10 protein-coding genes are annotated in these 12,591 nt (G+C 67.5%); 7 read left to right on the plus strand and 3 right to left on the minus strand.

Annotated elements, in window-relative coordinates:
• Window positions 1–23 precede the first annotated feature (23 nt).
• Window positions 24–2,777, plus strand: coding sequence for a hypothetical protein (locus HFP89_RS06315; RefSeq protein ID WP_168716801.1), 2,754 nt, complete (start codon window positions 24–26; stop codon window positions 2,775–2,777).
• An 87-nt stretch (window positions 2,778–2,864) separates the two neighbouring features.
• Here the strand turns inward: HFP89_RS06315 and HFP89_RS06320 are convergent, their stop codons facing one another.
• Both HFP89_RS06320 and HFP89_RS06325 read right to left on the minus strand, forming a co-directional pair.
• A complete protein-coding gene (locus tag HFP89_RS06320) occupies window positions 2,865–5,252 on the minus strand; it encodes a tetratricopeptide repeat protein (protein ID WP_168716802.1) in 2,388 nt (795 codons plus the stop codon).
• 58 nt (window positions 5,253–5,310) lie between these two features.
• Complete coding sequence (locus tag HFP89_RS06325) at window positions 5,311–6,051, minus strand: pseudouridine synthase (protein ID WP_168716803.1); 741 nt, start codon at window positions 6,049–6,051, stop codon at window positions 5,311–5,313.
• A gap of 289 nt (window positions 6,052–6,340) precedes the next feature.
• On the opposite strand from HFP89_RS06325, the gene HFP89_RS06330 reads away from it, so the two are divergent.
• From HFP89_RS06330 to HFP89_RS06350, 5 genes are all read left to right on the plus strand, one after another.
• Window positions 6,341–6,811, plus strand: a complete 471-nt coding sequence (locus HFP89_RS06330) for a nuclear transport factor 2 family protein (protein ID WP_168716804.1) — start codon at window positions 6,341–6,343, stop codon at window positions 6,809–6,811.
• Between the two features lie 421 nt (window positions 6,812–7,232).
• A complete protein-coding gene (locus tag HFP89_RS06335; RefSeq protein WP_168716805.1) occupies window positions 7,233–7,898 on the plus strand; it encodes an expansin EXLX1 family cellulose-binding protein in 666 nt (221 codons plus the stop codon).
• Between the two features lie 107 nt (window positions 7,899–8,005).
• Window positions 8,006–8,797: an alpha/beta hydrolase-fold protein gene (locus HFP89_RS06340; protein WP_168716806.1), complete on the plus strand. Its 792-nt coding sequence runs from the start codon at window positions 8,006–8,008 to the stop codon at window positions 8,795–8,797.
• A 54-nt stretch (window positions 8,798–8,851) separates the two neighbouring features.
• Window positions 8,852–9,556, plus strand: a complete 705-nt coding sequence (locus tag HFP89_RS06345) for an SDR family oxidoreductase (protein WP_168716807.1) — start codon at window positions 8,852–8,854, stop codon at window positions 9,554–9,556.
• A gap of 69 nt (window positions 9,557–9,625) precedes the next feature.
• A complete protein-coding gene (locus HFP89_RS06350; protein WP_168716808.1) occupies window positions 9,626–11,191 on the plus strand; it encodes a hydroxymethylglutaryl-CoA reductase in 1,566 nt (521 codons plus the stop codon).
• Between the two features lie 42 nt (window positions 11,192–11,233).
• Here the strand turns inward: HFP89_RS06350 and HFP89_RS06355 are convergent, their stop codons facing one another.
• Window positions 11,234–11,626 (minus strand): PAS domain S-box protein, encoded by a 393-nt coding sequence (locus HFP89_RS06355; RefSeq protein WP_168716809.1) that lies wholly within the window; start codon window positions 11,624–11,626, stop codon window positions 11,234–11,236.
• A 169-nt stretch (window positions 11,627–11,795) separates the two neighbouring features.
• On the opposite strand from HFP89_RS06355, the gene HFP89_RS06360 reads away from it, so the two are divergent.
• A complete protein-coding gene (locus HFP89_RS06360; protein WP_168716810.1) occupies window positions 11,796–12,566 on the plus strand; it encodes a glucose 1-dehydrogenase in 771 nt (256 codons plus the stop codon).
• Window positions 12,567–12,591 lie beyond the last annotated feature (25 nt).

Below are 12,591 nucleotides of genomic sequence, written 5' to 3' on the forward strand. Positions count from 1 at the left end.
AAACGATCGCTGTCGGACCGGAGATGACCGCCCGGACCGATGGGGTCTGTTCGTTGACCGAGGCGATCGACAACGCGAACAGGGACGCCCGGACCTGGCCCGACTGCCCGGGCGGAAGCGGCGCGGATCGCCTCGAGCTGACGCCGGGGCACGCCTACACCGCAGTGCTGCCGTGGACGGGCTCGCAGTCTGCAGTGCCGCCGATCCGGGACGACCTGGAGATCATCGGCTTCGGCGCCACGCTCATGCGCGATTCGAGCGAACCGTTCCGCCTGATCGAGGTGTCGAACGCCAGCGTTCGAATCGTCGGAATGATGCTCGAAGGCGGGCTGTCCGACAGTCCATCCGGCGGCGCGGCGATGGACGGTGGCGGCGCAATTCTCGTTCAGCAGGCCGATCTGATCGTCGAGGGCTCAACGCTACGCGCGAACCGCGCTGCGGGCCTGTTCACTCTGGGCGGCGCGATCCGGATGGACGATTCCGAGGTCACGATCCTCGACTCGCTACTGGAAGGGAACAGTGCGACCAGCACCGCTTCGAACGCCGGCGGTGGCGCCATCGCCCAGTTCAACGGCAGCCTGACGATTCGCCGCTCTGCGCTGATCGACAACTTCACCGATATCCCGTGCAACCCGGGCTCGCCGAGCAGCTTCCGCAGCAATGGTGGGGCGCTCCGGATCGAGGCCAGTGCCGATACCGGTGCCCAGGCCTATATCTACGATTCGACGATTGCGGGCAACCGGGCGGTTTCGGGCGGCGGGATTCACGTGGCGGCGATCGCGGATACCGGTGTCGCCGGCATCGAAGACGTGTTCGTGCAGGTGATTCGCTCGACGGTGGTGGCCAATGAAATCGGCTGCCCGGATCCGGCCGGCCAGGGCGACGGCATTCGCGTCCAGACCCTCGGCGGCGGCGAGGGCCTGGTGGCCTTCGGCAACACGATCCTCCATGGCAACGGACGATCGGTGGGCGCCACGGTCGACGGTGTGGACTGCAGCGCGGACGTTCCGAACGTCAGCTTCGTTTCACTGGAAGGAAACGTGCTGGACGATGACGATACCTGCCCCGGCGGCGGCTTCGACGCGTTCGCCGCCGACATCGACCCGGTCATCGACACGCAGCGCAACTTCACCCATTACCTGCCGCTGGCGAACGGACCGGCAGTCGACTTCTTCGAGACCGGGGTGAATTGTCCGAACGGGACCGAGGATCAGCTCGGCAACCTGCGGGCCGGCGGTGCCGGGCAGGGTGGGTCGCTGTGCGATGTCGGTGCCATCGAACTGCCGGAGAGCGGGCCCGGCGTTGCGCTTTCGGTTTCGCTTGCGGGGGCCGGTTCCGGCACGGTTCAGAGCCTGCCTGCGGGCATCGATTGCCCGGGGGTGTGCTCGACGGACTTTCCGAACGGCACCGAAGTGCAGTTGATCCAGATGCCGGACCCCGGATCGGGCTTCGACGGGTGGGGCGGGTCCTGCTCCGGCGACGGGGCCTGTGTCGTCACCATGGACCAGCCGCGTTCCGTCGTGGCCGACTTCGCCGCATTGAACACGCTGAACGTCAATGTCAGCGTGGGCGGAAGCGTGACCAGTACGCCGGCCGGCATCGATTGCCCGGACACGTCCTGCACGGCCGATTTCCTGCCTGCCGAAAAAGTCATCCTGCAGGCCGAACCGGAGCCCGGCGCCACGTTTGCCGGCTGGTCGGGCGATTGCTCCGGAACGGGCCCCTGCGTGGTGTCGATGGAGCAGGAGCGTTTCGTGGTGGCGACGTTCAGTGCCGTGCCGGGCGATCCGACACTGGACGTGTCGATCCAGGGCAGCGGCAGTATCACCAGCCTGCCCAGCGGCATCGACTGCCCCGGAACGTGTTCTGCCGAATTCCCTTCCGGGACCGAGGTGACGCTGACGGCGACGCCGTCGGCCGGATTCGCGTTCGACAGCTGGAGCGGCGACTGCAGCGGCGACGGGCCCTGCACGATTTCGATGGACGGCCCACGCGCGGTCACGGCCGACTTCATCGCGGTAAACCCGCTCGATGTCACGGTCAGCGGTCCGGGCTCGGTGACCAGCACGCCTCCGGGCATCGACTGCCCGGCCACGTCCTGCAGCGCCGCTTTCCTGCCGGCCGAGAAGGTTGTGCTCCAGGCGCAACCGGATCCGGGCGCCACCTTCGTCGGCTGGGCTGGTGATTGTTCCGGAACCGGTCCCTGCGTCGTCAGCATGGAGTCTCCCCGTCAGGTCACGGCCACGTTCACCGCGCCGCCCAGTCTGTTCACGCTGGATGTCGCGATTACCGGCAGCGGTTCGGTGACGAGCGTGAATCCGCCCATCGACTGTCCCGGCATTTGCTCGACCGATTACGTGTCCGGAACCGTGGTCGAACTCGTCGCCACGCCCGCGCCCGGCTGGGTATTCGACCGCTGGGAGGGCGACTGCTCGGGCAGCGGAGCCTGCGTGGTGACGATGAACGGGAATCGCAGCGTCACGGCCGTTTTCGAAGCCACCGGCTTCGAACTTCGCGTGGTTCTGGAGGGCGAGGGCGTCGGACAGGTGGTCGAACTGCCCGGCAGCGGCCTGATCGACTGCCCCGGCGTCTGCAGTGCCGTCTATCCGGTCGGAACCGAAATTTCATTGGGGGCATCCATCGAGCCCGGGACGCGCTTCATCGGCTATCGAGGGGATTGTCAGGGCGGTACCTGTACAGTGACGATGGATCAGGATCGAGAGGTCCGGGCCGTGTTTCTGTCTGCCGAACAGATTTTCATCGATTCCTTCGAATAGCGCGCCGGGCGCGGGATCGAAGGAGCGCTCGCGCGGTTGGGCCGAACCGGCCGCAACGGTCGAGCATCGACAGCGAGCGATTCGGACTCAGCGCACGAGTGCTTCGGACCAGGCGTCCAGCATGGCCTGGTCTTCCGGCGTCCACCAATCGCGGATCGTCGAGCGGGCCAGCCCGGCCGTTTCGACCGCGCCTGTGAGGTCGCCGCGTTCGGCCTGGAGCCGCGCCTTCAGCATCAGTATCGGATGCGGAGCGGAGTCGCTTCGTTCGAGTCGTTCGATCGCCGCTGCGGCGTCGTCGAGATCGCCGCGCTCCAGCCCGAGGCGCGCCCGTTCGGCATCGATCTCGCGCCGAAGCCGGACGTCGCCGGCTTCGAGGAGTTCGCCGGCCCGGTCCAGGGCCCGTCGAGCATCGTCGAACTGTCGGGTTGCTTGAAAATCCCGGGCCATCAGAATTCGGGCACGGACCCGGACCACGGTGTCGTCGGCGGCATCGGCGTCGTCGATCAATTGGCGGATCCGCGCGCCCAGGTCGGGGACCGCGGCGCTGTCGGCCGACTGCTCCGCGGCCAGAAGCCCCAGACGCACGGCACGCTGGTCGCCGTGCCGCCCGGTGAGTTCGGCCAGCCGCAGCGCCTCGCGGCCGTAGAGCGTCGCCTGCTCGAAGCGCCGATCGGCCAGTGCGACTGCGGCCAGGGCCCGGTAGCCGTCGATGGTCAGGTCGTCTTCTTCGAGCGCCCGGGCCTGTTCCAGTGCGGCCGTCGCCAGGGTCCGGGCTTCATCGAAGTTGCCGTGGATCCGCTCCAGATCGGCCAGTCGAATTCGAATATCGACGCTTCCTGCCCGGTCGTCGATCTGTTCCCGCACACCCAGCGCCAGGCGGAGCAGGGCCTCGGGTTCGTTCCGCTCGCCGAGGGCCCTTCGAACGGTTGCCATGCGTGACAGCACGGCCGCATAGCCGCGCAGGTCGCCGATCTCGTAGAACTGCTCTCGGGCGACGTCCAGGTACTCCAGGGCCTCACGGTCACGATCGAGGTCGACGAGGACCGAAGCGAGCGTATTCCGGCTGCTGGCCTGCGCTCGGCCGATCCCGGCAAGATCGGCCAGCCGGATCGCTTCGCGCAGCGTGGCTTCCGCCTCGTCGAGACGGCCCAGATTCCGCTCCAGGAGTCCGACATTTCCGAGCACCAGGGCCTTCGAGGCAGGACTTTGACTCGCGGCATAGGCGCGCCGCAGCGCATCCAGCGCCTCGTCGTAGCGGCGCAGTCGCCAGTACCCGAGGCCCAACGCGTTCTGGATGCGCAGCTGCCAGAAGTCGCCGGACAGCCGCTCGGCCATCGGTTCGAGGATGGCGATGGCGCGTTCGGTTTCGCCGTCGCGGCGCAGCGCGATGGCCAGTTCGTAGCGGGCGAACTCGAAGCCCGGGTCCTCGGCCAGCGCGGCCTCGAACAGCGTGGCGGCGCGGCGGACGTCGCCGGCCAGCTGGGCCGTCATGCCCCGGAGCAGGGTTTCGATGGCAAAACTGCTCTGCGAGACCAGCCCGGCCTGAAGTCGAAGTTCTCCGTCGGCATCGCGCTCCAGCGTGTCCAGGATGGGGTCCAGGCCTCGCTGCACCAGGTCGGCCGCTTCATCCAGCCGCAGCCGGAACTCGGCGTCGTCCAGCGACGCGCCGCGGACCGAGATTTCCAGCTGCCGCCGGTCGTCGGGGCCGGCCGGGGACTCGTCGGGTTCGAGCGCGGCCAGGCTGACCTCGACCAGCCGCGACGCGGGGTCGATCTCGTCGTCTTCGTCGGCCACCTCTACGCGCTCGGCGCCGACGGTGTTGCCGATCACGAAGGCCAAGTAGTCGACGAAGGCCGCCGACAGCGGTTCGCCGCGTTCGGGGGCAACGGCTCGCAGGGTCAGCGTCTGGACCGCGTCGGCGGTCGGCAGCGCCGGCTGGCCGCGATACCACTGCACGGCGCTCAGCCCGGCGACGACCACCAGAGCGATCAACAGCAGCCGCAGCGTGGAGCGCGACTCGCGGCGTGCGGGCGGTTCGGACGGTTCGGGCGGTTCGGGCGGCGGCCGGTCGGGGCTCGATTCATTCTTCTGGAGATCGTCGGTGGTGACGCGCTCCAGGTCGCCGATGAACTGGTAACCGCGACCGTAGCGCGTGGCCAGCATCGTCGGGTTGCGCGCCGGGTCGCCGAGCGCGGCGCGGATGTCCCGGATGACCTGGGCGATCGAGCTTTCCGACAGCGCCTGGTGCCCCCAGACCTCGTCGAGGATGTCGTCTCGGCTGACGACTTCGGGGGCGCGCTCCACGAGCAGCTTCAGCACCCGCAATGCGTGGTCGCGCAGCAGCACCGGACCGTCGTCGGCGCGCAGCGTTTCGCGCACGGGGTCGAGTTCGAAGCCGCCGAAGCGATAGACCCAGTTCGCTGCGGCGCTGCTGTTCTCTCGCGTCTGTTCGGGATGGTCCCCCGGTCCGCTCATGTCGGGTCTGCCGGTAACGAAGCCGTGCCCGGAAGTATATCCATGGCGCGCAACGGACTCACGCGTTTCCGGTGTCGGTCGACGCCGGCCCGCGATCCGACATCGACGCGGCCCAACCGAGCGCTCCGATGACCGCGAGGAACTCGGACGGCGGGGGCAAGCGCATGTCCATCCGCCGGCCCGAGTCGGGGTGATCGAAGGCCAGCCGTTCGGCGTGCAAGAGCAGGCGATGGCTGCCGAACTTCATCCGGAACAGTCGATTGTGGCGGCGGTCGCCGTGGTTGACGTCGCCGACGATCGGGTGGGCGATGCCGTTCAGGTGGCGGCGCAGTTGGTGCCGACGTCCGGTCTTCGGTTCGAGTTCGACCAGGCTGTAGCGTGCCGTGGGGTGGGGTGCGACGGGTTCGTCGAGCTCGGTCCGGGCCAGGCAGCGGAAGCGCGTGACGGCCGGCTGGTCCCCGCGCTGTTCGTGCTTCAACGGCCGGTCGATCGTGCCGTCGTCGTCGATCCAGCCGCGCACGACGGCGAGGTAGCGTTTCTCGACGGTGCCGGCCATGAACTGCTTGCCCAGTGCACCGGCCGTTTCGGCGTCGAGGGCGCAGAGCAGCACGCCGGAGGTCGCGCGGTCGAGCCGGTGGACGGTCCAGACGCGCTGGCCGAGTTGTTCGCGGAGGATCTCGGAAAGAAAGATCCGGTCGCGCGAGATGGTCGTGCGGTGGACCATCAGACCGGACGGCTTGGCGACGACGATCAGGTGCGCGTCGCGATAGAGAACGGGGACGGCGTCCGAGGCACTCATGCGGTGGATTGCGGCAGGAAAGCCAGGAGTCTAGCCCGCATTATTCATGAATGAGCTCGCGCCCTTGCCTGGTCCTTGTCCGCACAGCGAATCGTCCTCGCTCCGAAATACAGCATGGTAGTCCGCTCGGTCGGAAAATTCCCTGTGCGAACGATTCCCGGCGCAATCATCGCGGCGGTTCATGAGTAATGCGGGCTAGTCGAAGCGGGCAAGCGTACCTGCCGAAAAGAATTGTGATCTGCGTCACACCGGTGTACCGTGGCGGTTCATCTCACGAGGGAGTTCCACCATGAAACTCGTTCCAAGTCTGTCTGTCCTGTTGCTGGCCACGTCGGTCGCCTTCATCCCTGCCACCTACGCCGCCGGCCCGATGGGCGAAGACGAAACCGCCGTCTGGTCGGTCATCGAGGCATCCTGGGAGGACGAAACCGGTGAAACCGGCGCCTGGCCGTCGGAATACATCCACGATGATGCCCACGGTTGGGGCGCCGAATGGCCGATGCCGCGCGATGCCGAGTCGCTCGCCAACTGGTCGCGCTTCGGCGCCGAGTCGGGTCAAAGCCTGATCTACGAACTGTTCCCGATGAACGTGACGGTCAGCGGTGACACCGCCGTGGTGTATTACGCGTCCGTGCAGGTCCGCGAAAACCACGAGGACGAGCGCGAGCGCACGTCGACCGGCCTGGTCGAGACGCTGGTTCGCACCGACGCCGGCTGGAAGTTCATCGGTCTGACGAGCTTCGAACTCGGCGACGACTGACGTTCTGCTCGCCGGGGGCCGGACGCCGACCCCCGGCCATTCCGGCGCGGCCGGGTCGCCGATTGCGCGGTGGGAAGATTCGGGTCGAGTGTGCCCCGCCACTCATTGTGTGACCTATGGAGTGCGCCTGAATCGACAGTGCAAGGCGACCCGCAGCGAATGGCAAGCCCTTTGCAGGGGACGCAACGCCGTAATGTCGACTCAGACGCACTCCCGAAGGGCAAGCCCGCTTGTCATCACGATTCGCCTCGCTGAGAGTTGAAGGATCAACGACGAGGTACACTCGCCTGCAGCCTCCTGCCTGCTGGAGATTCGGGCCATGTACTTTCGTGTCGACGCTCCCGTTGTCCCCGAATGTCGCCTTCGACCTGCAAGCGCGGCGTGGCAGGCCCTACGGACCGCATCCCTGCTGGTGACGCTGATGGTGCTATCGCCGCTGGCCGGCGCGGGCACGAGCTGCCCGGCGCCGTTCAACGATAGCGGTTCGGCGACCTTCTACGACGCCACCGGTGGATTCAATGCCTGCACGCTGGACATCGGCAACGGCCTGGTCGCGGCGATCAACGACGCGCAGTGGGACGGCTCGGCCCGGTGCGGCGAGTGTCTCCGAGTGACCGGCCCGGAGGGCACGGTGCTGGTCCGCGTCACCGATCGCTGCGTCGGCTGCGCCGAGGGTGACCTGGACCTGTCGGAGCCGGCCTTCGATGCCATCGCCGACCCGGTTCAGGGCATCGTGCCGATCAGCTGGGAGCGCGTCGAGTGTCCGGTCTCCGGGCCCGTGGCCTATCGATTCCAGGGCAGCAACTCGTTCTTCTACAAGATCCAGGTTCGCGACCATCGGTACGGTGTGGCTTCGATGGCGTATCGATCGGGCGGATCCTTCGTGCCGATGAACCGCGTGTCGGACAACCATTTCCAGGCCTCCGGCGTGCCCAATCTGTCGGTCGCCGTGGTCCGCATCACCGCCACGACCGGTGAGTCGCTGATCGACACGCTGGGCGATCCGAGCCAGACCGGCGTGATTGCCGGCGCGGCGCAGTTCGCGCCCTGTGATGGAGTGTTCGTCGATGGATTCGAGTCAAGCTGACGATCGTCCGTCGCGCGCGGTTCCCGTGGCCGGTCCCGCGTCGGGATTGCGACCGATGTTCGTTCGAATCGTTGTGACGCTTCTGCTCGGCGCCTTGCTGGCGGGTTGTGCAGGGGTCGGCACCTCGACGCTCCGAAGCGAGCCCGATCCGATGTTCGGGCTCGGCGATCACGAGGCCTTCTCGTTCCGATCGTCTCGACCGCGGTTTCCACGTACTGGTCCGGCTGCCGCGCAGCTACGGCGAAGGGGACCGCGACTATCCGATGGTGTTCCTGCTCGACGGCGGCATCCTGTTCCCGATGCTCAGCCCGTATCAGCTGATGATGGAGGTCGAGGGCAGTGCGGGCGAAGTCGTCGTGGTCGGCATCTCCTGCGGCGGCCTCGGTTTTGCCAACGGCAATCTTCGCGCGACCGATTCCACCGCGCCGTCGCCGGAGGTGGAGTACTTCAGCGGCGCGGCGGCCTACCAGGAGTTCCTGGCCGACGAATGGCTGCCCCGGCTGCGGCGCGAGTTCCGGATCGATCCGGATCGCGCCCTCCTGTTCGGCCAGTCGCTGGGCGGCCAGTTCGCGATCCACGCGGCGCTGAACCGGCCCGAGCTGTTCTCGACCTGGGTGGCGATCAATCCGGCGATCCATGCCAACCTGCCGTACTTCCAAGCGCTGGACGCCGAACCGGCCGAGACGCCGACCGAACTGGTGCTCGCCATGGGCAGCGAGGACCCGTCCCGGTACCGCGATGCCGCGGCGGCGTGGCTGGCGGCGCGCCGGGCCGATCCCGATCCCGGGATGGCTCTGCAGGTGATCGAACGGGCCGGCGCGCATCACGCGACCAGTGCGCCGGCCGCCTATTTCGGGATCGTCCGCCGGATCGCGCCGGCGCTGTCCGAGCCGAACTGAACCCGGATCGCTACCCGCGGTAGGGTGGGGGCACACTCGAACGCTGGAGTCTTCATGACCGAATCGCAGCAGAACGATCGCGTAGTGCTGATCACCGGCGCCTCGTCGGGCATCGGTGCAGCGACCGCCCGCGCGGCCGCCGAGGCCGGATACCGGCTTGCGCTGACCGCGCGCAGCACCGACAAGCTCGACCGACTCGTCGCCGAGCTGGGCCGGGAGCGCGCCTTCGCCGTGCCCTGCGACGTGAGCCGCTTCGAGGCCCAGCAGCGCATGGTCGACACGGTCGTCAAGCACTACGGCCGAATCGACGCGGTGTTCGCCAACGCCGGCGTCGGCGGCGGTCCGGGCGGGTTTTCCAGCGCACCGGTCGACGGCTGGCGGGCGATGGTCGAGGTCAACATCCTCGGCGTGGCCTACACGCTGCGGACCACGCTCGAACACGTCAAGAAGGCACGCGGGCACGTGGTGCTGACCGGATCGGTGGCCGGTCGACGCACGCTGACCGGATCGTTCTATTCGGCCACAAAGTGGGCGGTCTCGGCGATCGGCTACGGCCTGCGCGAAGAGCTGAAGGGCAGCGGCGTGCGGGTCACCCTGATCGAACCGGGCATGGTCGATACGCCGTTCTTCGACGACCCGAAGCCCGATGCGCTGCGGCCCGACGACGTCGCCCGCTCGGTCGTGTACGCACTGACCCAGCCGGACCACGTGGACGTCCACGAGCTGATGGTCCTGCCGACGCCGCCGCTCGCCGATTGATCCAGATCATGCAGCGCGCCCTCATCCCTGCCATGCTGCACGGCGGGTAGACAAACTCGGAGAACGATCATGCGCTTCATTCCCAAGGCGCTGCTGAAGAAGACCTACAACCGCGGCAGCCTGCGCAACGAATCCGGCGGCGTCCGGCTTTCGGTCAAGAACCGCCTGGCGCCGGCGACGCTGTGCCGGATCGATCGCATCGCCCTCGATGGGCAGGCGGTGGACCCGGCCGCCGTCCGGGTCTCGGTGGACGGGGGCGAGCCGTTCGCGCTCGATCGCCTGTGCGACAGGCCCGTCGACTTCGCGCTCGGGACCCTGCTGACCCTGATGCTCGATCGCCCGCCCCTGGACGCCGGTGAGTACGAGATCGCGCTGGAATTCACCGCCGAGCCCTTCGGTACGCTGGCCTTCGAACTCAAGGATTCTCTGAACACCGGCGAGCAGGCGCCGGATGCCGTTCCCCGATCGGCCGAAGACGACTACGCGACCGACGTGATCCAGGCCCGCCGGCGCTTCGTGCGCGAGCAGACCGGTGGCGCGCTCGAACACGTTTCGAAGGTCTCGTTCGACCCGCAGGTCTGCCGCGGCAACATCGAGCATTTCGTTGGTGCGGCACAGATTCCGCTGGGCGTGGCCGGGCCGCTGCACGTTCGGGGTCAGCACGCCGACGGCGCGTTCTACGTGCCGCTGGCCACGACCGAGGGCACGCTGGTGGCCTCCTACAACCGGGGCATGAAGGTGATCGCCGGCTCCGGTGGCGTCAAGTGCGCGGTGGTCGGCGACAACATGCAGCGCGCTCCGGTGTTCGAGTTCGAGGACGCCGCGACGGCCCGGCGTTTCGCCGACTGGCTGGTTGCGCACATGGACGACATCAAGGCCGTCTGCACCGAGTCGGATCGCTTCGTGACCCTGAAGCACATCGACTACTACCTCGTGTCGCGATTCGTGTACACGCGATTCAATTTCACGACCGGCGATGCGGCCGGGATGAACATGGTGGGCAAGGCGACCTTCGCGGCCTGCAACTGGATCCTCCAGCACGCCGCCGAGTTCGAGGTGTGCAACTTCTTCCTCGAATCGAACTTCGCGACCGACAAGAAGGCCTCGATGATCAATTCGATGCGGACCCGCGGCAAGCGGGTGGTCGCCGAGTGCACGGTGAAGCGGGATGTGCTGCGCGACGTGATGGATGCCGATACCGAGATGCTGGCGCATCATGCGCAGCTGGCCAACATCGGCGCCATGCTGTCGGGCGCGAACAACAACGGTGCGCACGCGGCCAATGCCATCACCGCCATCTTCATCGCCACGGGGCAGGACGTGGCCAACGTGGCCGAATCATCGGCCGGTATCCTGTACACCGAACTGACGCGGGACAAGGACCTGTACATCTCGATCACGCTGCCGTCGCTGATCGTCGCGACGGTCGGCGGCGGCACGGGGCTGCCGACGCAGAACGAGTGCCTGCAAATGATGGACTGTGCCGGGCCGGGCAAGGTGATGAAGCTGGCCGAAATCATCGCCGGGACGGTGCTGGCCGGCGAGATTTCGCTGGCCGCCGCCATTTCGTCGCTGGACTGGGTGTCCAGCCACGACCAGTACGGCCGCAACGATCCCACCCGCCCGGGCCACTGAGTCCCGTCGGGCCGCCGGGCCCGGGCGACCCGAGCAGCCTCGTCAGGCGCTGGCGGGCGCTTCTCGCTGGACGGCGACGTAGAAGATCTCGCCGCCGATCTCGGCGACGCGCTGTACGGTCCACTCCATCGTGAACCGGCTTCCGTCCTTGCGGTAGTTGACGGCCTTGCCGTGAAAGGGTCGGTCAGCGGCCAGATCCTGTTCGAGCCGCTCGAGCACCTCCGTGTCGGTGTCCTCGCCCTGCAGGAAGCCGGGCGTGCGGCCCAGTACCTCGTTCCGGCCGTAGCCGGTCAGCTCGCTGAATGCGTCGTTGACGAACACGATCGTCGAGGCGTCTTCGGGGTCGGAGGCGCGCGTGACCATGACCGAATCGAAACTGCGTTCGGCCAATGCGGTGAACAGCGGTGATGCAATGGTCAGGGAGTCGTTGCTCATGGTGCCTCGTTGCGATGACAGGCGCTCACCGTAACGCGTGCTCGTCAAGACCGCCGAAACGGTCGGTCGATGATTCCACGCACGATGGTGCCCGGTTTGATGCCGGTCAAGCGGCCGGACGGGCGCGCTCGGTACGCTGGGGGTCCATTTCGCTTTCAAGGAGGCAGTCATGAACCGGGTACAGGGAAAAGTGGCGGTGGTCACCGGCGGCGGGCTCGGCATCGGGCGCGCCTCGGCGATCCGTCTGGCCGAAGAGGGCGCGGCCGTGGCCGTGCTGGACATCGACGACGAGGCCGGGCGCGAGGCCGTTGCGACCATCGAGGCCGCCGGCGGCCGGGCCGGATTCTGGCACGTCGACACCACCGACGAGGACGCGGTGAAGTCCTGCTTCGCCGAGGTCGCCGAGCGGTTCGGCGGGCTGCACGTGCTGGTCAACAATGCCGGAATCGCCGGGGTCAACAAGCCCACCGACGAAGTCACCCGCGAGGAATGGGAGCACCTGTTCGACGTCAACGTGACCGGCGTGTTCCTGTGCACCAAGCACGCGATCCCGCACATGCGCAGGGCCGGCAGCGGCAGCATCATCAACCTGTCGTCGATCTACGGCCTGATCGGTGCGGCCGACCTGCCGCCGTACCACGCCTCCAAGGGTGCGGTCCGGCTGATGAGCAAGAACGACGCGTTGTTCTACGCCACCGAGAACATCCGCGTGAACTCCGTTCACCCGGCCTACATCTGGACGCCGCTGGTCGCGGACCTCGGCAAACAGCATCCCGACGGGGTCGAGGCGTTCCGCAAGCTGCTGGATTCCAAACATCCGATGCAGCACGTCGGCGAACCCGACGACATCGCCTGGGGCGTGGTCTACCTGGCGTCCGACGAATCGAAGTTCGTGACCGGCAGCGAACTGGTCATCGACGGCGGCTACACCGCGCAATAAGCGGTCGAGCAACCAGCGGTCCCGG

Origin of the sequence: Wenzhouxiangella sp. XN79A (genome assembly GCF_012272825.1) — a bacterium.
Classification (GTDB): Bacteria; Pseudomonadota; Gammaproteobacteria; order Xanthomonadales; family Wenzhouxiangellaceae.

Excerpts from the sequence above, each read along its gene's own strand:
- HFP89_RS06355 (WP_168716809.1), bottom strand. The coding sequence starts at position 11,626 with ATGAGCAACGACTCCCTGACCATTGCATCACCGCTGTTCACCGCATTG.
- HFP89_RS06345 (WP_168716807.1), top strand. The coding sequence starts at position 8,852 with ATGACCGAATCGCAGCAGAACGATCGCGTAGTGCTGATCACCGGCGCC.
- HFP89_RS06320 (WP_168716802.1), bottom strand. The coding sequence starts at position 5,252 with ATGAGCGGACCGGGGGACCATCCCGAACAGACGCGAGAGAACAGCAGC.
- HFP89_RS06360 (WP_168716810.1), top strand. The coding sequence starts at position 11,796 with ATGAACCGGGTACAGGGAAAAGTGGCGGTGGTCACCGGCGGCGGGCTC.
- HFP89_RS06315 (WP_168716801.1), top strand. The coding sequence starts at position 24 with ATGACCGCCCGGACCGATGGGGTCTGTTCGTTGACCGAGGCGATCGAC.
- HFP89_RS06335 (WP_168716805.1), top strand. The coding sequence starts at position 7,233 with ATGGTGCTATCGCCGCTGGCCGGCGCGGGCACGAGCTGCCCGGCGCCG.
- HFP89_RS06330 (WP_168716804.1), top strand. The coding sequence starts at position 6,341 with ATGAAACTCGTTCCAAGTCTGTCTGTCCTGTTGCTGGCCACGTCGGTC.
- HFP89_RS06325 (WP_168716803.1), bottom strand. The coding sequence starts at position 6,051 with ATGAGTGCCTCGGACGCCGTCCCCGTTCTCTATCGCGACGCGCACCTG.
- HFP89_RS06350 (WP_168716808.1), top strand. The coding sequence starts at position 9,626 with ATGCGCTTCATTCCCAAGGCGCTGCTGAAGAAGACCTACAACCGCGGC.